This window comes from Nocardia australiensis (assembly GCF_020733705.1).
Lineage (GTDB): Bacteria > Actinomycetota > Actinomycetes > Mycobacteriales > Mycobacteriaceae > Nocardia > Nocardia australiensis.
Genome location: NZ_JAJFZM010000001.1, coordinates 184788 through 204339 on the forward strand (window position 1 = coordinate 184788; position 19552 = coordinate 204339).

21 protein-coding genes are annotated in these 19552 nt (G+C 64.8%); 6 read left to right on the plus strand and 15 right to left on the minus strand.

Annotation, left to right across the window (positions count from 1 at the left end):
* The first annotated feature begins 43 nt into the window (after positions 1-43).
* The gene (locus LKE06_RS00915; protein WP_227996313.1) at positions 44-1303 is read left to right on the plus strand and encodes a fatty acid desaturase family protein; all 1260 of its coding nucleotides are present in this window, start codon (positions 44-46) and stop codon (positions 1301-1303) included.
* A gap of 44 nt (positions 1304-1347) precedes the next feature.
* Positions 1348-1983 (plus strand): 5,6-dimethylbenzimidazole synthase, encoded by a 636-nt coding sequence (bluB, locus tag LKE06_RS00920; protein WP_227996315.1) that lies wholly within the window; start codon positions 1348-1350, stop codon positions 1981-1983.
* A 223-nt stretch (positions 1984-2206) separates the two neighbouring features.
* Here bluB and hpf read toward each other — a convergent pair whose 3' ends face one another.
* The 6 genes from hpf to LKE06_RS00950 form a co-directional block, all read right to left on the minus strand.
* Positions 2207-2959, minus strand: coding sequence for a ribosome hibernation-promoting factor, HPF/YfiA family (gene hpf, locus LKE06_RS00925; protein ID WP_372477267.1), 753 nt, complete (start codon positions 2957-2959; stop codon positions 2207-2209).
* Positions 2960-3143: 184 nt separating this feature from the next.
* A complete protein-coding gene (locus tag LKE06_RS00930; protein WP_227996317.1) occupies positions 3144-3788 on the minus strand; it encodes a ComF family protein in 645 nt (214 codons plus the stop codon).
* A 31-nt stretch (positions 3789-3819) separates the two neighbouring features.
* Entirely contained in the window at positions 3820-5634 is a 1815-nt protein-coding gene (gene lpqB / locus LKE06_RS00935) for an MtrAB system accessory lipoprotein LpqB (protein ID WP_227996318.1), read from the minus strand.
* Complete coding sequence (mtrB, locus tag LKE06_RS00940) at positions 5631-7523, minus strand: MtrAB system histidine kinase MtrB (protein WP_227999219.1); 1893 nt, start codon at positions 7521-7523, stop codon at positions 5631-5633. The genes lpqB and mtrB overlap by 4 nt, the downstream gene beginning before the upstream one ends.
* Positions 7524-7597: 74 nt before the next feature.
* Complete coding sequence (gene mtrA / locus LKE06_RS00945; protein WP_255648366.1) at positions 7598-8275, minus strand: MtrAB system response regulator MtrA; 678 nt, start codon at positions 8273-8275, stop codon at positions 7598-7600.
* Positions 8276-8353: 78 nt separating this feature from the next.
* Positions 8354-9001, minus strand: a complete 648-nt coding sequence (locus LKE06_RS00950; protein WP_227996320.1) for a dTMP kinase — start codon at positions 8999-9001, stop codon at positions 8354-8356.
* A gap of 163 nt (positions 9002-9164) precedes the next feature.
* Here LKE06_RS00950 and LKE06_RS00955 point away from each other — a divergent pair, with 163 nt between their 5' ends.
* Positions 9165-9413: a hypothetical protein gene (locus LKE06_RS00955; protein WP_227996322.1), complete on the plus strand. Its 249-nt coding sequence runs from the start codon at positions 9165-9167 to the stop codon at positions 9411-9413.
* 82 nt (positions 9414-9495) lie between these two features.
* On the opposite strand, the gene ahcY is transcribed toward LKE06_RS00955, so the two are convergent.
* The 9 genes from ahcY to cofD all read right to left on the minus strand — a co-directional run bounded on the left by ahcY (position 9496) and on the right by cofD (position 17781).
* Complete coding sequence (gene ahcY / locus LKE06_RS00960; protein ID WP_227996324.1) at positions 9496-10998, minus strand: adenosylhomocysteinase; 1503 nt, start codon at positions 10996-10998, stop codon at positions 9496-9498.
* 69 nt (positions 10999-11067) lie between these two features.
* Entirely contained in the window at positions 11068-12162 is a 1095-nt protein-coding gene (locus LKE06_RS00965; RefSeq protein WP_227996327.1) for an alkane 1-monooxygenase, read from the minus strand.
* A 247-nt stretch (positions 12163-12409) separates the two neighbouring features.
* The gene (locus tag LKE06_RS00970) at positions 12410-13030 is read right to left on the minus strand and encodes a TetR/AcrR family transcriptional regulator (RefSeq protein WP_227996329.1); all 621 of its coding nucleotides are present in this window, start codon (positions 13028-13030) and stop codon (positions 12410-12412) included.
* A gap of 40 nt (positions 13031-13070) precedes the next feature.
* Positions 13071-13253, minus strand: coding sequence for a rubredoxin (locus LKE06_RS00975; RefSeq protein ID WP_227996330.1), 183 nt, complete (start codon positions 13251-13253; stop codon positions 13071-13073).
* Positions 13250-13456 carry a rubredoxin gene (locus LKE06_RS00980; RefSeq protein ID WP_227996332.1) on the minus strand — a complete coding sequence of 69 codons (207 nt, stop codon included), beginning with the start codon at positions 13454-13456 and terminating at the stop codon, positions 13250-13252. Before LKE06_RS00980 ends, LKE06_RS00975 begins: the two co-directional genes overlap by 4 nt.
* Positions 13453-14718 carry an alkane 1-monooxygenase gene (locus LKE06_RS00985; RefSeq protein ID WP_227996335.1) on the minus strand — a complete coding sequence of 422 codons (1266 nt, stop codon included), beginning with the start codon at positions 14716-14718 and terminating at the stop codon, positions 13453-13455. The genes LKE06_RS00980 and LKE06_RS00985 overlap by 4 nt, the downstream gene beginning before the upstream one ends.
* A gap of 164 nt (positions 14719-14882) precedes the next feature.
* On the minus strand, positions 14883-15401 hold the full coding sequence (locus LKE06_RS00990) for an NUDIX hydrolase (protein ID WP_227996336.1): 519 nt from the start codon (positions 15399-15401) through the stop codon (positions 14883-14885).
* Positions 15398-16786, minus strand: coding sequence for a coenzyme F420-0:L-glutamate ligase (locus tag LKE06_RS00995; RefSeq protein ID WP_372477268.1), 1389 nt, complete (start codon positions 16784-16786; stop codon positions 15398-15400). The genes LKE06_RS00990 and LKE06_RS00995 overlap by 4 nt, the downstream gene beginning before the upstream one ends.
* The gene (gene cofD / locus LKE06_RS01000) at positions 16783-17781 is read right to left on the minus strand and encodes a 2-phospho-L-lactate transferase (protein ID WP_227996338.1); all 999 of its coding nucleotides are present in this window, start codon (positions 17779-17781) and stop codon (positions 16783-16785) included. The genes LKE06_RS00995 and cofD overlap by 4 nt, the downstream gene beginning before the upstream one ends.
* 493 nt (positions 17782-18274) lie before the next feature.
* On the opposite strand from cofD, the gene LKE06_RS01005 reads away from it, so the two are divergent.
* The 3 genes from LKE06_RS01005 to LKE06_RS01015 all read left to right on the plus strand — a co-directional run bounded on the left by LKE06_RS01005 (position 18275) and on the right by LKE06_RS01015 (position 19525).
* Positions 18275-18508 carry a WhiB family transcriptional regulator gene (locus LKE06_RS01005; protein ID WP_227999222.1) on the plus strand — a complete coding sequence of 78 codons (234 nt, stop codon included), beginning with the start codon at positions 18275-18277 and terminating at the stop codon, positions 18506-18508.
* Positions 18509-18569: 61 nt separating this feature from the next.
* Positions 18570-19049: a metallopeptidase family protein gene (locus LKE06_RS01010; protein ID WP_227996340.1), complete on the plus strand. Its 480-nt coding sequence runs from the start codon at positions 18570-18572 to the stop codon at positions 19047-19049.
* Between the two features lie 95 nt (positions 19050-19144).
* Positions 19145-19525: a DUF3499 domain-containing protein gene (locus LKE06_RS01015; protein WP_255648657.1), complete on the plus strand. Its 381-nt coding sequence runs from the start codon at positions 19145-19147 to the stop codon at positions 19523-19525.
* Positions 19526-19552: the final 27 nt, after the last annotated feature.

The window sequence follows — 19552 nt, forward strand, 5'->3', positions numbered from 1 at the left end:
CTCCATAACCTACGGTCTCGTAACTTACGGTACTGTAACCGCCATGGCAATCTCGGATGTCAAGGAATACGCCCATCTCACCGAAGCCGACGTGGAAGCACTCGGCGCGGAGTTCGACGCGATTCGGCGCGATATCGAATCCTCGCGCGGCCAGCGCGACGCGCAGTACATCCGTAACGTCATTCGACTGCAGCGCGCACTCGAGATCAGTGGCCGCGCCGTACTTTTCGTCAGCTTCCTGCCGCCGGCCTGGCTGGCCGGCGTAGCCCTACTCGGCACGGCCAAGATCATCGAGAACATGGAGATCGGGCACAACGTCATGCACGGGCAGTGGGACTGGATGAACGATCCCGAGGTCCACTCGAGCTCCTGGGAATGGGATAACACCGGCCCGTCCAAGCATTGGAAGCAGACGCACAATTATCTGCACCACAAGTACACCAATGTGCTCGGTATGGACGACGATATCGGCTACGGACTGCTGCGCGTTACCCGTGACCAGCGCTGGAAACCGTTCAACATCGGCAATCCCGCCTACAACCTGCTGCTGCAGCTGTTCTTCGAGTACGGCGTCGCGGTCCAGCATCTCGAGCTGGGCAAGGTCGGGCGCTACAAGCCGGGCTCACCGCAGCGTGCCGAGTTCGAGGTGAAGCGCAACGAGGTACTGCTGAAAGTCGGCAAGCAGGCGGGCAAGGACTACGTGCTTTTCCCGCTGCTGACGGGGCCCGCGTTCTTCTCGACACTGACCGCGAATATTGCCGCGAATATAGTCCGCAACGTCTGGACCAATGCGGTGATCTTCTGCGGGCACTTCCCCGACGGTGCGGAGAAATTCACCAAGGCCGATATCGATGGCGAATCCAGGGGCCAGTGGTACCTGCGCCAGATGCTCGGCAGCGCCAATATCTCCGGCGGCCCGGTCACGCACTTCATGACCGGCAACCTGAGCCATCAGATCGAACACCACCTGTTCCCGGACCTGCCGAGCAACCGGTACCGCGACATCGCGGTGCGGGTGCGCGCATTGGCCGAGAAGTACGATCTGCCCTACACCACAGGTGCGCTGCCGGTGCAGTACTTCAAGGCGTGGCGCACCATCCTCAAGCTGTCGCTGCCCAACAAGTATCTGCGCGCCACCGCCGACGACGCCCCCGAGACCGCCTCGGAGCGCAAGTTCGGCGGCGACGCCTACCCGACGGTCGACCCGGTCACCGGCAGACGCCGCGGCCTGCGCAGCGCGCTGGCCAAGGGCAGGCTCCCCCGTCGCCTCGCCGGATCCCTGGCGAGCCGGCGCCCGAGCTGACTCCTGGTCGGTTCCCCCCGTGCGGCTACTGGTTGACTGAGCGGATGTGTGCTGCCGAACTGAGTGTTTACGAAGCGATCCGAATGCGGCGCGACGTGCGCGCCGAGTTCACCGGCGACGCCATCGACGAGGACACGCTGTTACGCATCCTCGAGGCCGCCCATTGCGCGCCGAGCGTTGGTAACTCGCAACCCTGGGATTTCGTCGTCGTCAGGGAGCCCGCCACCCTGCGCACATTCGCCGATCATGTGGCGGCCAAGCGAACCGAATTCCGCGACGGACTGCCGCCGGAGCGGGCCGCGACGTTCGAGCCGATCAAGATCGAGGGCATTACCGAGAGCGGCACCGCGATCGTGGTCACCTACAACCACGACCGTGGTGGTCCGCAGGTTCTCGGCCGTGCCAGCGTGCCCGAAACCGGTATCTACTCAACGGTTCTGGCGATCCAGAACCTCTGGCTCGCCGCGACCGCCGAGCAGGTCGGCGTCGGCTGGGTGTCGTTCTATGAGACCGACTTCCTCGCCGAGCTGGTCGGGCTCCCTGATGGCATCCGCCCCGTCGCCTGGCTGTGTATCGGACCGGTCGACGAATTCCAGCGGGTTCCCGATCTGGAACGGTTCGGCTGGCGCACCGGGCGACCACTCAGCGATGCCATCCACCACGAGCGATATCAAGCCTGACCGCCAACATCAATCACGATGTCCGCATGGCACCTCGGTTCGATCAGACTCGTTCCAGCACCGCCAACGCGCCGATACCGCCCGCAGCGCCAACTTTTCGATACTGGTGCCCCCGCGGACCAGGCCGTCCCGTGTGATCTCCGTGCCCTCGGGTGGCCAGCGCCGAGATTCGACAGAAAAACCCGGCCGACGCGATCGGGCACCGGCCGGGTTAGACATATTCCTACGCGAGCCGAATCAGGCCGTAATCGAAAGCGTGACGACGGTAGACAACCGACGGCCGGTCGGTCTCCTGATCCTGGAACAGGAAGAAGTCGTGACCGACCAGTTCCATCTGGTACAGGGCGTCATCAACGGACATCGGGGTCGCGGTGTGCACCTTGGTACGGACAATGTGTCCGGGACCGGCCGCGTAATCCAATGCCTCCGACTCGGGAGAACGGCCATTGTCACTGTCGGGATGATCGTGTGCCTCGACCGTGCCGTTGGCCTGAACGAACAGGGAGTCGTCGGTCAAGTCGGCGGTGGCTTGGGCAACCGATACCGGCGTTTTGTCCCCATAGTGCACCCGGCGCCGATCCTTGGTGCGACGCAGCCGACTCTCCAGCTTCGCGGTCACGGACTCCAACGCCGCGTAGAAGCTGTCCGCGCATGCCTCGGCCCGGACGATCGGGCCCTTGCCGCGCGCGGTGATCTCCACCCGCTGGCAGCTTTTGCGCTGGCGGCGGTTGCGTTCGTGGAACAGCTCTACATCGAAGAGGAAGATCGACGGATCGAAGCGTTCGAGTCGGGAGAGTTTCTCCGCGACATAGATTCGGAAGTGATCAGGTACCTCGACGTTGCGACCTTTCACAACGACGTCCGCACCGGTGATCCTTGGTTCGTCCGTCGGGGGTTGCTCTGTCGGCTCGAGGGCGCCGGAATCCAGCACCAGAGAATCGGCATCTTTCACTGAAGGTCGTGAAGAAGTCGTCACGCGTACCTCCGAGATATGGCCGCACGGACCGATGCGCGTGCGGCGGGATTGAGCTGTGCCGATCGAACAATCTCTCGGCACACGGTGTCCGAGGCGCCACCTCCAAACTCTCGGTTCGGGTGTGTGACCGCGACGCTAGTACGCCAACCGGTGGTCCGCCAGTATTCACGCAAATTTCCCGGCGTCAAGCCGCACACATCACCAACACGGCACGTATACATACTCCGATTCCTGCCAGCGCGCGGACCGATTCGCGGGCCGTCGCGCCGGTCGTCAGCACGTCGTCGACCAGGACTACCTCGGCATTTACCGGGATTTCGGCGGCTGTGCCGTGATCGGAGCAGACCATGATCCGACCACGGAGATTATGCCGCCGCTCACTGGGTGTCAGGCCCACCGAATCCCGCACTCCCCACCACATCCGCACCAACGGCACCGCCTGGCAATCGGGTAGCCACCTCGCCGCTTCCCGGGTCGCCCTCAGCACCGGGTCACCGCCGCGTCTGCGGGCCGCCGCCGCCCGACTCGGTGCCGGAATCAGAACCAGTGGCCGATCCGCCGCTCGCAGCCGTGCCAGCCCACCCGCAAGTGCCAGCCCGAGCGGCTCGGCCAGATCGAGCCGCCCGCGTTCCTTCGCCGCGAGTACCGCGCGCCTGCCCGGCCCCGCATATGGTCCGAGCGCCCAGCATGGCACGCCGGGATCGGTGCGCGGCCGGACCCGCACCGGGGTCGCCGCCAGCGCCGCAGCACAGTCCACGCACCAGCGCACCCCCGCCGCGCCACATCCGGCACAGGCGGCGGGCAGAACCAGATCCAGGAGGGTCAGCATCGAGCAAGTCTGCGCGACCCCACCGACAAGGTCAGCCGGGCAGCACCGGAACGGCATTCGCACCGAGGCCGGGCACCTCGCGCCAGTACGATTCACCGCCCGCGGGACTGCTGGTGAATTCGAGCACCGCGCGCGAATCGGCAACATACTGATGCTCCGGAGACACACTGACCAGCCGAACCGGCGAGGTCAGATTGCGACCGGTCACCGACGACAAACCGGAGCCGTCGATCTGCACCGTGCGCACCGGATCCACGTTGCCCTGGCAAGCGATCATGATCGTGTCGCCGGTGAACCAGTCCAGCGATATCGCCGGGGTACTCAACTCGAGCGCCACCGGAAGCGGCGAGGACAGTGCGTACTTGCCGTTGGGCTGCGGGACGACGACCGCGATATAGACCTTGCCGTCCGCGATCAGCGCGGCCCGCGCTCCCGTCCGGGAAATTCGCAGTTCGGTGATCGGCAACCGCGGTGCCGAGGCGGACGTCGCGTCGGTCAGCGCCGAAATGTCGACATCCTGCACCGAGACGGTTCCGGTGCCACGATCATTGACCGCGCGGATCACCCGTTCACCATCGATGACCGCCCACGCTGCGCCACCGTCCGCGGTCCAAGACGGTCTGGTGATGGTAGCGCCCTCGGCGACCGGGAAGGCGCTGCCACCATAGCTGCCGATCATCAGTGTGCGCGCAGGCTCCGGTCGCGGCCGCCCGGCATCGGCGACGGCGGCGACGAGTTGACCATCCGGTGACAGCCCGACCGACTGTAGATTGTTGACGGCACCGAAATAGCCCGGCGGTGTAACCATGCCGTCCCCCGTGACCTGCACCAGGGAACCATTGCGCACTGCGTGTAACCCGACGCGATTCTGGGTGTGCTCCACCAGATTGAGCTGATCGACGTCGGCGACCGACCAGCCGTTCGCAGCGTAGCGATCATCGAGGGGCTTCCCGTCGGCCAGCAGCATGTACGGACCGAGGATGTCGGCAGCGGCCAGGGTGAGCACCACCTGTCCGGCGAGCAGCTCGCGGTCTCGCTGAGACAGGCCGCCCGCACCGGCGAAATCGATGCGCACCCCGCCGAGCCCGACACCGACCTCGCCGGAGTCACTGGATGCCTTGGTGATCGGGCCACGCACCGCGACGGGCGCGGCGAGTTCATTGCGCACCACCGGTGCCAGCTCGGGCTGACTGCCCTCGGTGAGCAGGCTCAACAAACGTTCGGTTAGCTGGCTCTTGGCCACCGAGATCCATCGCAGATCCGGGACAGCGGCGGTGCCCGACTGATCGATGAAATACAGCACGTTGCGCTGGTAGGACTTGGCGAAGGCGGTCTGGTCCATCACCACACCGTCGGGCAGCTGGTCGATGCGCCATTCGTCGTCGACCTTGCTCATCTCGATCTTGTTTTCCAGGGTGCCTTCGGTGGCCTTGTAGGAGCCGTTCGGTGCCAGCTCGCCTACCTTGCGCGCCCGAATCACATAGGTGGCCTTGTCACCTGAACGGGATTCGCGCAGCGTATCCGCCTTTTCCACGATCGTGGTGCTCTTCGCGTCATCCCAGCGCGCCGCCTCCGACACTGTCATGTATTGCCTGGCGGCCGCATGCCGATTCGTCGGATCGGCGGTCGCCTGCAGGAAGTCTCCCAGCAACAGGTCCGGATCGCGGCCTTGGATGGGCGACGGCGGCCCATCGGTGGCGGGTGCGCGGTTGATAGTGCCCAACGCTTGTGGAGCGGAGGATTCCGGCAGGCTCGCGCACCCGGTGAGTACCAGCAACGTCACGAGAGCGGTCGCGCCAAGCCCGGCCCGCCGCCGCAACCTCCGGTACGTCGCGCGCATGTTCATGACTGTACGTCCCCGCCACGGCCGAGCAGGGTGTCGCCTGACTGTCCGGACTTGCCGACGCCGGCGTCGTCCGCGCTGTCCTCGGCGTGCGGGCCGACACCATTCGTAGCCTCGGTCTTGGTGGGCTCGCCATGGTCGACGGACTCCGCCCGGTCGGCGGAGTCGGCCACCGGCTCGACAGCCCGGGGCGTGGACTCGCCGGATCGAGGCACGGACTCGCCGGACTCGGTCACCGCTTCGACGGCATCCGCGCCGGGATCCTCGGTCGCGCCCTCATCCAGCTCGACACCATCGGCAGCCACCGGCTCTACCAACCGAACCTGCGGATGTTTGCGCGACGCGGGTTCCAGCGCCAGCGGACTCGTGCCGAGTTTCTTGCCACGCACCAGCGGCAGCGTGAGCCGGAAGCTGGCGCCGACACCGACCTCGCCCCACGCCTCGAGCTTGCCCTCGTGCAGATTCGCGTCCTCGACACTGATCGCCAAACCCAGCCCGGTACCGCCGGAACGACGCATCCGCGACGGATCCGAACGCCAGAACCGGTTGAAGACCAGCTTCTCTTCGCCCGGTCGCAGCCCGATCCCCTGGTCCCGGACGATTACCGCGACCGCATTCGCGTGGAGGTCACCGCGCATCCGGATCAACACCGGCTTACCCTCGCTGTGGTCGATGGCATTGGCTAGCAGATTGCGTAGCACCCGCTCCACCCGGCGTGGATCGACCTCGGCGACCAGCGGTTCCTCCGGCAGGTCGATGACCACCTCCACACCCGCCTCCTTCGCCAGGTGCCGGACAGTGGAGATCGCGGCACGCGCGCACATGCGCACGTCAAGGGATTCGACCTGTAGTTCGGCGACACCCGCGTCGTGGCGGCTGATCTCGAGCAGGTCATTCAACAGACCTTCGAAGCGGTCGAGCTCGGTGACCAGGAGTTCGGCGCTGCGCGCGAGTGCGGGATCGAGGTCGCCGCTGCTGCCATGGATCAGATCGGCTGCCATACGCACCGTGGTCAGCGGGGTACGCAACTCGTGGCTGACGTCCGAGGTGAACCGGCGCTGTAGGTTGCCGAACTCCTCCAGCTGGGTGATCTGGTTGGACAGACTCTCGGCCATCTCGTTGAAAGCCTGAGCCAGCCGTGCCATGTCGTCTTCGCCGCGTACCAGCATGCGTTCCTTGAGCCTGCCGTCGGCGAAGCGTCCCGCGATCCGGGCTGCCGAGCGGATCGGCAGCACAACCTGGCGCGTCACCAGCGCGGAGATCGCGGCAAGCAACACCAGCAGGACGACGCCGCCGATCATCATGGTGCCGCGCATCAGCGACAGGCTGCGTTCCTCGTTGGCCAGCGGGAAGATCAAATAGATCTGCAGTGTGGGGATATCGGCACTCGGGCTGCCGATGATCAGCACCCGGCCGTGATAGCCCTCCGGGTTCGCTATGGTCGCGAACTGGTAGCTGACCTGGTTGCGCTCGACGAATCGGCGTAGTTCCTCCGGCACCTCCTGGATCGGACCGGAGTGGATCTGCTGCGGCGGCATGCCGCCGACGACGCTCAGCGCCGAATCGAAACTGCCCGCAGCGCCAGTGGATTGGCCGGTGCCGCCGCGGCTGGACAGCGCGTTGCGCGCCTCTTCCAGCCGCTGCGGCTGGGCGCCGATATCGTGCACACCAGCCAGCTGGCTCTCCACCGTGTTACGCGCCCGGTCCATCTCCTCGACCGCGGCGTTGATCTTCGCGTCCAACAGTCGGTCGGTGATCTGGCTGGTCAACACGACACCCAGGATCGTGATGACGATCAACGACAGCGTGAGTGTCGAGACGATGACGCGCAATTGCAGCGAACGGCGCCAGACATGGCCGAGCGCGGTGCCGACGTCCTTGAACCAGGCCATCGTCGGCGCGAGCGATCGTTCGAGACGTTGGACTACCCCTCCTGGGCCACTCGAACGATCGGCATCGCCTTCGGTCACGGGGGTCCGGCCTTGTAACCGACACCGCGGACGGTCAGCACAATCTCCGGATTCTCCGGGTCTTTCTCGACCTTCGCACGTAGTCGCTGGACGTGCACGTTCACCAGGCGGGTGTCGGCGGCATGCCGGTAGCCCCAGACCTGCTCGAGCAGCACTTCACGGGTGAAAACCTGGCGTGGCTTGCGGGCCAGCGCGACAAGTAGATCGAACTCCAGCGGCGTCAGCGAGATCTGCGCGCCGCTGCGGGTCACCTTGTGCGCGGGTACATCGATGACGATGTCCGCGATGGACAGCAGTTCGGCCGGTTCCTCTTCGGTGCGGCGCAGGCGGGCACGTACCCGCGCGACGAGTTCCTTGGGCTTGAACGGCTTGACGATATAATCGTCGGCACCGGACTCCAGCCCGAGCACGACGTCGACCGTGTCGGTCTTCGCCGTGAGCATCACGATCGGCACTCCGGAATCGGCCCGCAGCACGCGGCACACATCGATGCCGTTCATGCCGGGCAGCATGAGGTCCAGCAACACAAGATCGGGGCGGATCTCACGAACGGCCGCCAGCGCCTGCGTGCCGTCGCCGACCACATGCGGGTCGAACCCTTCCCCGCGCAAGACGATCGTGAGCATCTCAGCGAGCGCCATATCGTCGTCGACGACCAGAATCTTCGGCTTCATAATTACTATGGTGTCATCTCTCCGGTTCGGATCGGGCCGCCACGCCAACACTCATGGGATCCCGCGGCACATCCAACCTTATCGGCCCACGATTTCGGCGAGTCGCGCGGCCAATGCACTCGGATCGTCATCGGATCGGTATATCCACCACGGGCCGTACCAGTCGCGTTCGGCCAGCTGTCGATACACCGCACCGGTGCGGGCCTGGAGCCCACCATCGCGCTCGTAGGCGTCGAGCGCGCGAGTGTCGTCGAGTTCGCCTCGCCTGCGCGCCCGGTCGGCCGCCACCTCGGTGGGCACGTCCAGCAACAGCTGCGCATCCGGCACCGGCAGCGCGAACCTGCCGAACTCCAATTCGCCGACCCAATCAACGATTTCGCCGTCGGCCGACTGTTGTGCCCTAGCCGCCGAGTAGGCCGCGTTGGAAGCGACGTAGCGATCGAGGATCACAAGGTCGTTGGCGTCCAAAAGATTCGACAGTTCGATCCGGGCATCGGCTCGGTCCAACGCGAAAAGCAACGCCATGGCGTTGATCGAGGCGGCGAGATCGCCATGGGCACCACGTAGCGCCTGCGCCGCGAGATCAGCGTGCACCGATCGACCATAGCGCGGAAACGCGAGCGTACCGGCCCGCACACCACTGTCGCGCAATCCGGTGAGCAGCTTCTCGATCAGCGTCCGCTTTCCGGCACCGTCGAGGCCCTCTACCGCGATGAAGACGCCCATGCGCAGGAGATTACAGGCGACCGTGACGCGGCTTCGGGCACCCCTTCGGAATTCCGTTCGAGATGTTACAGCTTCAGTTGCCCGCAAAATTCAGGTCTAACGGAGGAAGGCACCTGGCGGGCAAAGTAATTCACGATCCATCACCTATCGCGAAGGACTATCCGTGACCTCGACCACCAGCCGTCGCACCCGACGAGTCGCCGTAGCCGTGTTCACTTTGGCGATCAGCGCCGGCATCGCCTGCGGCACCGCCGCCGCCGCACCGCTGCCGCTGACTCCCGCCGAACCAACGCCGAGCCCGGTGGTCGACACCTCGCAGGGAGCCGCGATCGGAGCGACGGGCAGCGCGAGCGGCAACCCGTTGAGCAAGATCGATCCGCTGAGTGCATGCTCGCCCGGCACGGTCTGCTGATAACGGCCATACCAGCACCGCCAGCCGAAAAAGCGCAGGCCCGCTGACCGGAAAGGTCGACGGACCTGCGCTTTTCTATTGCTCAGTACCGGTAGTGCTCCGGCTTGTACGGGCCCTCGACATCGACGCCGATGTATTCGGCCTGGTCCTTGCTGAGTTTGGTCAGCGTGCCGCCGAGCGCCTCGACGTGGATGCGAGCGACCTTCTCGTCCAGGTGCTTCGGCAGTCGGTAGACCTCATTGTCGTATTCCTCGGGCTTGGTCCACAGCTCGATCTGCGCGATGACCTGGTTCGAGAAGCTGTTGCTCATCACGAACGACGGGTGGCCGGTGGCGTTGCCCAGGTTCAGCAGACGCCCCTCTGACAGCACGATGATCGCCTTGCCGGACTCCTTGAACGTCCACAAGTCGACCTGCGGTTTGATGTTCAAACGTGTTGCGCTGGAATGCTCCAGCGCCGCCATGTCGATCTCGTTATCGAAGTGGCCGATATTACCGAGGATGGCCTGATCCTTCATCGCCTTCATATGGTCGAGGGTGATGATGTCCTTATTGCCGGTCGAGGTGATCACGATATCGGCGTTGCCGATCGCCTGCTCGACGGTGACCACGTCATAGCCATCCATCAGCGCCTGCAGCGCGTTGATCGGGTCGATCTCGGTGACCTGCACCCGGGCGCCCTGTCCCGCAAGCGATTCCGCACAGCCCTTGCCGACATCGCCGTAACCACAGATCAATACTTTCTTACCGCCGATGAGCACATCGGTGCCGCGGTTGATCCCATCGATGAGCGAGTGGCGAGTGCCGTACTTGTTGTCGAATTTGCTCTTGGTGACCGAGTCATTGACGTTGATCGCTGGGAACACCAATTCGCCCGCGGCAGCGAACTGGTAGAGCCGCAGCACGCCGGTGGTGGTCTCCTCGGTGACGCCCCGCACCGATTCGGCGATCGCGCTCCACTTGCCCTTGTCGGTCTCGAACCGCTCGCGCAGCAGGCTCAGGAACACCGTGTACTCGGCGGAGTGCTCCTCGTCCGCCGGCGGCACCACACCGGCATGCTCGAACTGCGCGCCGCGCAACACGAGCATGGTGGCGTCGCCACCGTCGTCGAGGATCATGTTCGCATGCAGCGGTGATCCGTCTGCCGAGGAAGGCCAGGTGAGCATCTGCTCGGCGGCCCACCAGTACTCCTGCAGGGTCTCGCCCTTCCAGGCGAAGACCGGGGTGCCCTTGGGCTCCTCGACCGTGCCGTTCGGGCCGACGACGACGGCCGCGGCGGCATGGTCCTGGGTGGAGAAGATGTTGCACGAGGCCCAGCGCACCTGCGCACCGAGCGCGACCAGGGTCTCGATGAGCACCGCGGTCTGGATCGTCATGTGCAGAGAGCCGGAGATGCGGGCGCCCTTCAGTGGCAGCACGTCGGCGTACTCGCGACGCAGCGCCATCAGGCCGGGCATCTCATGCTCTGCGAGACGAATCTCCTTACGGCCGAACTCGGCCAGCGACAGGTCCGCCACCTTGTAATCGATGCCATTGCGGACATCGGGGGTCAGGGATGTGTGTGCGGGAAGTTCCGAGGTCGTCATCAGCCTCTATCTGCCTCTCCTGGATGTCGGTACTCCAGGCAAGGCTAGTCGCTGAATCGTGCCCGTGGACTACACGGTTGCCCCGAAGTCGGTCAGGATGCGGCGGCGCTTGCGGGGCTGAATATTTGCGAGGGTGATGTCACCGCCGTAATGCGCGAGCACGCGATGATCCATGACGCGTCTCCACAGCGGTGGAATGACGGCCAGCACGATCATGGTGGCGTAACCGGCAGGCAGTTGCGGCGCCTGCGTCGAACTACGCAAGGTCTGGTATCTGCGCCCTGGATTCGCGTGATGGTCGCTGTGGCGCTGAAGATGGAAAAGAAAGATATTCGTAACCAGCCGGTCGCTGTTCCAGCTGTCACTCGGTGAGCAACGCGCGTAGGAGCCGCTGGGGCGCCGTGCCCGCAGCAGCCCGTAGTGCTCGACATAGTTCACCGTCTCCAGCAGCGCGATACCGATCACGGCCTGCAACAACAGATACGGCGATATGCGCAAACCGAATATGGCCAGCAGGGTGCCGAACAACACCACGCTCATCGACCACGCCTGCAGAATGTTGTTGTGCACGCTCCACCAACGGTGCCCCTTGCGCGTCAGCCTCTCGTGTTCCAACGTGAGGGCGGAGCAAAAACCGCCGGAAATGGTGCGTGGCAGGAACTCCCAGAGCGACTCGCCCATTCTCGCGCTGGCCGGATCTTGCGGCGTCGCCACTCGGACGTGATGGCCGCGATTGTGCTCGACGAAGAAATGCCCGTATCCCGACTGCGCGAGCGCGATCTTGGCCAACCAGCGCTCCATGGGCTCAACCCGGTGTCCGAGTTCGTGCGCCGCGTTGATACCGATGCCGCTGACAAAACCCAATGTTGCTGCGAGACCGAGCTTGTCGACGATGCTCAGTTCGTCACCGGCCCACATGTAGCAGGCGATGCCGAGGCCGATCAGCTGGATCGGCAGGAACAGATATGTGCACCACCGGTAGTACCGATCCTTGGACAGCAGCTCGTAGTCCTCGTCGCGCGGATTGCTGCCGTCCTCGCCGACCAACCGATCCAGGATCGGAATCACGATCAGCACAATGATCGGGCCGATCCACCACAGGGCGACGGCACCGGTATGCAGGACCAGCTGGGAGGGCAACAGCGCGCACGATGGGGCGATCAAACCCAAAACCCACAGATGGCGTTTGGGATCAACTGATCCCCTCGGTTTGCCAACCGATTGCACGTTTGCCCCACTAAAGAAGAACCCTGACTCCGACGGATTAGGATACCTTCAGGCTTTGGGTGTGTTCCACAGTGGGAAGTGTGCAAACTGTGGCCATATCCAGCCAGTTGGTTCACAGACGGGTTCTGTCGTGGCGACCATCGCTGGACGCCGGTCCCAGCCTGCGGCGAAGAACGCCGTGATGTCAGCGTGGTTCGCGTGCCGCCAGGATCGCCTCGACGTATGGACTCAGCAGATTGCTCAGCTCTGCGGGGGCGTTGCGGCCGGGCGCGGGCGGGGTCGGAATGTAGCTGAGCGCGATACGCACCAACGCCTGCGCGAGCACGTCCGATTCCGCCGCCGTCGCGCCCACCCAGCTGTGCTGGAATACCGCCGCCAGCCGCACAGTGGCGTGATCGATGAGCGGCTCGGCATCGAGGGTGATCAGTCGCAACAGATCCAGCTTCACCTCGCCCGCCAGCAGCGACTGCACCAGCGGGTCCGCGGCGGCCTCCAGGAAGAAGCCGCCGAGCCCCTCCCGGAAGGCCGACCGGACATCCTCGACATTGCTATCGATCGCCGAACGAACATGGTCGACCAGGTCATCGGCCAGGCGCAGCGCATAGGACTGTGCCAGGCCCGCCCGCGACCCGAATTCGTTGTAGAGGGTCTGCCTGCTGACCCCAGCTCTGGTCGCGACATCACCAAGGGTGATCTTCGACCAGTCCCGTTCGGTCAATAGCTCGCGCATGGCATCAAGGACCGAGGTGCGCAGGAGTTCCCGCGCCGCCTCCTGATAAGGAACCCTCGGCCCGGTGCGTGGCATACCCGCGACCCTGTCACGGCGGTATGCCGCAGTCAAAATCTCACGACCGCTCGATCTCGACCATGTAGAAGTCGGCCTTCGCGGCACCACAGTCCGGGCAGGTCCAATCGTCGGGGATGTCGTCCCAGCGGGTTCCCGGTTCGATCCCGTCATCGGGCCAGCCCTTCGCCTCGTCGTATTCGAAGCCGCACTGGATACATTGGAACAGCTTGTACTCGGTCACTTCCCGGCTCCTTTGCCTTTTGCGATATCCGCACCCGGTCCGCCGACCGGCTCGAAGTCGATTTTTTCCCGCACGCCGCAGTCCGGACAGCACCAGTCCTCCGGAACCACGGCCCACGCGGTGCCCGCCGGGAATCCCTCGTGCGGCGCACCTTTCGCCTCGTCATAGACGTAATCGCAAACAGGGCATCGAAACGCGCTCATACCGGGCTCGCCTCCGTACCACCACCGACACCCGTAGCCCCGGCACCGTAGCGCGCGATCACCTTGTCCCGCTTGGCCGGATGGATGTTCGCCAGGGTGATGTCACCGCCATAGTGCGCGAGTACCCGCTTGTCCATCACCCGACGCCACAGCGGCGGGAAGTAGGCCAGCAGGATCATGCTGGCGTAGCCACTCGGCAGGTTCGGCGCACCGTCCCAGCTGCGCAGCGTCTGATAACGCCGGGTCGGATACGCGTGATGGTCGCTGTGGCGCTGCAGGTGATACAGGAAGATATTGGTGACGATGTGGTCGCTGTTCCAGCTGTGCACCGGTGCGGGCCGCTCATACCGGCCTGACGCGGTCCGCTGTCGAACCAGGCCGTAGTGCTCGAGGTAGTTGACCGACTCGAGCAGGCTGAAACCGATCACCGCCTGCAGGATCAGATACGGCAGCACGGCGATACCGAACACCGCGATCAGCACCAGGTACAACACCGCCGACATGAGCCAGGCGCTGAGCACCTCGTTCCGGAGGCTCCACGGCTTCTTGCCGAGCCGCTCCAACCGAGCCCGCTCCAGTCGCCACGAGGAGGTCAGGCTGCCCCAGACGGTGCGCGGCCAGAACGCCCAGAATGACTCGCCCACACGGGAACTCGCGGGATCCTCCGGCGTCGCGACGCGCACGTGATGACCACGGTTGTGCTCGATGTAGAAGTGCCCGTAGAACGACTGGGCCAGCGCGATCCGCGACAGCCAGCGCTCCAGGTCGACCTTCTTGTGCCCGAGTTCGTGCGCGGTGTTGATACCGATACCGCCGATCATGCCGACGGTCAACGCCAGGCCGATCTTGTCGACGATATTCAAGCCGCCGTCCATCCCGAGCCAGCTCACATTGTCCGCGGCGATCAGGTAGCACGCCATGATCAGCGTCGCGTACTGGAACGGCAGATACAGGTAGGTGAGATAGCGGTAGTACTTGTCGTTCTCCAAGTACTCCATCACCTCGTCCGGCGGGTTGTCACCATCCGGGCCGAAGAAGATATCGGCCAGCGGGATCAGCACATAGACCAGCACCGGCCCCAGCCAGAACGGCACCTCGGCCAGGCGATGCCAGCCCAATTCGTTGAACGCCCAGATCAGCGGCAAGCCGATCGTGAAAAGGCCGGTTGGGGCGAACAGCCCCCATAGCCACATATAGCGCTTGCGATCACGCCACGCCGACGCCTCGACATGCCGGGCGGACGTATCGGTATCTGTCGACATGGTTGTCTCCATTCAGAGCGGCACACCATATGTGATGCGCGTTACCACCTGATATTGACATTAGATATCGACTTGTCTCTTGTCTATACAAATCAATAGATTTGTAAAGCTGAACAAAACCGCGCCCGCTCACCGAGCTGGAACGGGGTCATTACAACGACCTGTCAACGCAACAGCACATCCGCGTCGGCTGGCAGCGCGTCGATCGGCCACCAGCGCAGGTCGGTGGATTCGGCGCTGCGCACCGGGACCGCGCCGAGCGGCGCGACGATCCGGAACAACAGATCCAGATGCCGAGTGGGGACACCGAGCGAGCACGTGATCGGATGCGCCTGAGCTCCGTACAGCTCCGGATCCAGACACAGGTCTTCGATGCCCGATTCCTCGGTGGCCTCGCGCAGTGCCGCGCCCGCGACGGTGTCGTCGGTCTCCTCACAGTGGCCGCCGAGCTGTATCCAGCGACCGACCCGAGGATGCAGCGTCAGCAGCACCTCGCGTTGATCGTGGGAGAACACGACCGCCGACGCGGTGATGTGGCCGGGGACATGCGCGCGCAGGCAGCCGCGCGGTGCGCAACCAAGGAAGGCCAGCATGGCCTCACGCAGCGAAGCGTCCGAACCCACTGCGGGAGACCAGGATTCGAGCAACGCCGTGGCCGACCGGTGCAGCGAGCCCGCGCTCACAGTTCGACCAGGCCGGCACCGGAGCCGGACACCAGACGTGGGGTCAGTTCCTCGAGCGGATGACCGATAGCGATGCCGCCCAGCGGATTCCAGTCCTCGTCGAGACCAAGCACGTCACGAGTGATCTCCGGCGCGAAGATGGTGGATCCGATCCAGCAGCTACCGAGCCCCTCGGCGGCCAGGGCGACAAGCAGCCCCTGCACCGCGGCGCCGACCGCGACGGTGAACATGGTCCGCTCGTTCGCGCGACGCCGCTCGTCCGGGTAGTCGTGCGCACCGTCGGGCACACAGAACGGGATGATCACCTCCGGGGCGTCGAAAAGGATTCCGCCACGAGCGATTCGGCGCTCAACCCGCTCGGGCGACAAACCGTCGGCGGTGAGGTCGGCGCGCCACTTCTCCGCCATCGCCTCGAGCAGTTGGTCGCGCAGGCCCCGCTTGCGCAACCAGACGAATCGCACCGGATGAGTGTGATGCGGCGCGGGCGCGGTCAACGCCACCGCGACGGCCGCGCGAATACGCTCAGGATCAACCGGCGCGGCCGCGAACTCCCGGACCGACCGGCGCAGCAGCACCGCCTCCGAGCGCCCCTTTTCGATCGCCTCCGCGGTGCCGAGCCAGAACAGGTCTTCGACACCGCCGCGCAGTAGATCGGCCGCCGTCGATCCGTCGTCGCTGACCGGCAGCCCACGCACCACCGCGACCGGAACGCCACCGAGCTTGCCCTTCACCAGGTCCGCGGCGGCCGCGAGTTCGTCGGCGACCGCGACCTGGGTAACTTGCAGTTCATTCCCCTGCCCGTCGGTCGCCCCCGCGTAGTCGTGCAGTACCCGCAGCCCGGCGGCGCCGATGGCGGCATCGGTCTGGCCATTGCGCCACGCACGTCCCATCGTGTCGGTGATGACCACCGCGACACGAACCCCGAGCCGTTCGGCCAATGCCCCGCGCAGCGCCTTGGCGCTGGCATCCGGATCGGCGGGCAACAACACCAGTTCGCCCTGTTCGACATTGGAGCCGTCCACCCCCGAGGCGGCCTGAACGATGCCGAGCTTGTTCTCGGTGATGAGGGTGCGGCCCTTACGTGCGAGCACCCGCACAGCTTCCTGGTCGACAAGCTTGCGCCGCGCCACGTCGCGTTCTTCGGGGTCCAGCGGGGCGGCGACAATCCGCCCCTCTGCCTTGGCCACGATCTTGCTCGTCACCACGAGGATGTCCCCGTCCACCAACCACGGCGCGCACGCGGCGATATGCTCGGCGAGGTCGTCGCCGGGCCGGAATTCCGGCAACCCGATGATCGGCAGAATCCGCAGCTCGGCCGCCGCATGATCGCCGTCGAACCGGTCGAGCCCGGCTTCGCGCTCGGTCACGATCTCCTGTTCGGTCACGGCTTCACTCCCGCGAGGTCGAGCGCCTCCCGCACAATCTCGGCGGTGGTAGGCGGATCGGTCATCAACAGCGGCACACTGCGTACCTCGACGCCGGGCACGTCGGCGGTGTCGGTGCTGTGGATCAGCCAGCCATCGAGGATTCCGGTGGCCGAGCGCGCACCGTAATAGCGGCCGATCGCCTCGGCCGTGGTATCGACGCCGATCACCGAAAGGCACTCGTCCGCCATGCCGCGCAGCGGTTTCCCGTCGATTACACCGGACACTCCGATCACCTTGGCCTCGGTGGTGCGCAGCGCGCCGCGAATGCCGGGCACGGCGAGGATCGAACCGATGCTCACCACCGGGTTCGACGGAGCCAACAAGACGACGTCGGCAGTAGATATGATCTCTATCACATTTGGCGCAGGGGTGGCTCCATCCGCCCCAATTGTGGCGAATCCATGAGTCTCGATGTCCGCGCGGTAGCGAACCCACCACTCCTGGAAATGGATCGCGCGGCGTTCGCCAGAGTTGTCGCGGTCACTCACAACGACGTGCGTTTCACAACGATCGTCGGTTGCGGGGATCAGTTTTACGCCGGGCTGCCACCGATTGCATAGCGCCTCCGTTACCGCGGAGAGCGGATACCCGGCGCGCAACATTTCACTACGAACCAAGTGCGTCGCGATATCACGGTCCCCCAGCCCGAACCAATCCGGCTGGGCTTGATATTTGGCCAGCTCTTCCTTGGCATGCCAGGTTTCGCCGACCCTGCCCCAACCGCGGTCGGTATCAATTCCACCACCGAGGGTGTACATGCAGGTATCGAGGTCGGGGCAGATACGGAGGCCGTGCATCCAGACGTCGTCACCGACGTTGACGATCGCGGAAACATCCGCCTCGGGCAGTAGTTCTCGAACGCCTTGCAAGAATCGCGCGCCACCGACTCCGCCCACCAGGACGGCGATCCGAGGCCCATTAGCGGGTGCGGTGCCCGCTTGTTCTGGAGTCACATCCACACAGCCTATGCGGTGCCGAAGCGGGCGCGGTTCAGGACATATTTGCTGCTCATTTGCTATTCCATGGTTCAAGATCAACGCGGAATGCGGTTGCGGATAGTAACGGAATAGCGACAGCGGCTTGACCATCGACACGTCCGGCGTGTCTAATCACAGTCATGTCATTTTCGGGTTCGCGCGAGAGCCCAAGGCGCGGATAGCATTTCGAACAGATGTTCGCACCGGAATGACAAGCTCGGGGATGTCCGCGAGACAACGTCGCGGGGTAGGGCCGTCGGCGTCCGTGTTGGCCCGACGGAAAGAATCATTCTGCGCTAACACACAGTGAGGAGGCGGAGCGATGGCCAACGACATGGTCTCGCCGACCGATTCCACAGCAGGCGCAGCACGTGGCGTCTGCACAGACATCGGCCGGATCGAGCATGAGGGGGTTAACGAAGTCTCAGCACCACCCCTGCTCAGCTTGGTCGTCACGGGCTTCGATGAGATGTTCGAATCCATCGAAGAACAGTGGCAGGAGCGGGCCCTGTGTGCCCAAACAGATCCCGAGGCGTTCTTCCCCGAGAAGGGCGGCTCGACCCGCGAGGCGAAGCGGATCTGCCTGGGCTGCGAGGTACGCGGTGAGTGCCTGGAATACGCACTCGCACATGATGAACGCTTCGGCATCTGGGGCGGCCTCTCCGAACGTGAGCGGCGCCGTCTCAAGCGCGGTATCGGTTAAAGACGTGAGCCCGGCTCGCCTCGATGTACACCATCGGGGCGGGCTGGCCTAGATTTCATGCATGGCGCATTTCCGGAACCGACGACCGCCTACCGCACGGTCGGTTATCCGCAGGGGTCGCGGATTGCGCGGGCCGATGCTGCCACCGACCGTGCCGGCTTGGCGGACCCGCGGTCAGCAGTTCGATCGACTGGTGCTGGAAGCCTTCGCACCGCTGGACACCCGCTGGCACGATCGGCTCACCAAGTTGGACATCGCGGTCGACGACGTGCCGAAAATCCGTCCGCTGCACCCTGATTCGGTCACCTGGCCGGACGAGGTGGTGGCCGACGGGCCGGTACCACTTTCGCGACTCATACCGGCGGGCGTCGATCGGCACGGCGTCGCGACCCGCGCCAGGGTGGTGCTGTTTCGGAAACCACTCGAACTGCGCGCCGGCGACCCGGACGACCTCATCGATCTACTGCGCGAGGTTCTCGTCCAGCAGATAGCCACCTACCTCGGCGTCGACCCCGACCTCATCGACCCCGAAGAGGGCTAGGCACCCAGCGAGATTCGGACAAGTCTCACCTGACACTCGAGCGTGTCTGCCTCCATCCGACCGTCGACCGGGTTACTCTCGACGTCGTGATCCCCATGCGTCGTTGTTGCCGACCAGGTTGCAAGAATCCGGCCGTCGCGACGCTCACCTATGTGTATTCCGACTCGACGGCAGTGGTAGGCCCGCTCGCGACGGTCGCGGAACCGCATTCCTGGGATCTCTGCGAAACCCACGGCTCCAGGATCACCGCCCCGAAAGGCTGGGAGATGGTTCGCCATGAAGGCGGATTCTCCTCCAGCACACCGGATGACGACGATCTGACCGCACTGGCCGAAGCCGTACGCGAGGCCGGCCTGCGCCGTCGGCCGCCCGAACACGATCAGCGCGGCTACGCTGACTATGCCCCGCCGCCGCCCCGCACCACCCGTACCGGCCGGCGCGGGCATCTGCGAGTACTGCCCGACCCCCCTGGCTGACCAGTGTCGGGAGTGTCCGCGGCAACC

Excerpts from the sequence above, each read along its gene's own strand:
- LKE06_RS00915 (WP_227996313.1), top strand. The coding sequence starts at position 44 with ATGGCAATCTCGGATGTCAAGGAATACGCCCATCTCACCGAAGCCGAC.
- bluB (WP_227996315.1), top strand. The coding sequence starts at position 1,348 with ATGTGTGCTGCCGAACTGAGTGTTTACGAAGCGATCCGAATGCGGCGC.
- LKE06_RS00930 (WP_227996317.1), bottom strand. The coding sequence starts at position 3,788 with ATGCTGACCCTCCTGGATCTGGTTCTGCCCGCCGCCTGTGCCGGATGT.
- lpqB (WP_227996318.1), bottom strand. The coding sequence starts at position 5,634 with ATGAACATGCGCGCGACGTACCGGAGGTTGCGGCGGCGGGCCGGGCTT.
- mtrB (WP_227999219.1), bottom strand. The coding sequence starts at position 7,523 with ATGGCCTGGTTCAAGGACGTCGGCACCGCGCTCGGCCATGTCTGGCGC.
- mtrA (WP_255648366.1), bottom strand. The coding sequence starts at position 8,275 with ATGAAGCCGAAGATTCTGGTCGTCGACGACGATATGGCGCTCGCTGAG.
- LKE06_RS00950 (WP_227996320.1), bottom strand. The coding sequence starts at position 9,001 with ATGGGCGTCTTCATCGCGGTAGAGGGCCTCGACGGTGCCGGAAAGCGG.
- ahcY (WP_227996324.1), bottom strand. The coding sequence starts at position 10,998 with ATGACGACCTCGGAACTTCCCGCACACACATCCCTGACCCCCGATGTC.
- LKE06_RS00970 (WP_227996329.1), bottom strand. The coding sequence starts at position 13,030 with ATGCCACGCACCGGGCCGAGGGTTCCTTATCAGGAGGCGGCGCGGGAA.
- LKE06_RS00980 (WP_227996332.1), bottom strand. The coding sequence starts at position 13,456 with ATGAGCGCGTTTCGATGCCCTGTTTGCGATTACGTCTATGACGAGGCG.
- LKE06_RS00985 (WP_227996335.1), bottom strand. The coding sequence starts at position 14,718 with ATGTCGACAGATACCGATACGTCCGCCCGGCATGTCGAGGCGTCGGCG.
- LKE06_RS01005 (WP_227999222.1), top strand. The coding sequence starts at position 18,275 with ATGTTCGAATCCATCGAAGAACAGTGGCAGGAGCGGGCCCTGTGTGCC.
- LKE06_RS01010 (WP_227996340.1), top strand. The coding sequence starts at position 18,570 with ATGGCGCATTTCCGGAACCGACGACCGCCTACCGCACGGTCGGTTATC.
- LKE06_RS01015 (WP_255648657.1), top strand. The coding sequence starts at position 19,145 with ATGCGTCGTTGTTGCCGACCAGGTTGCAAGAATCCGGCCGTCGCGACG.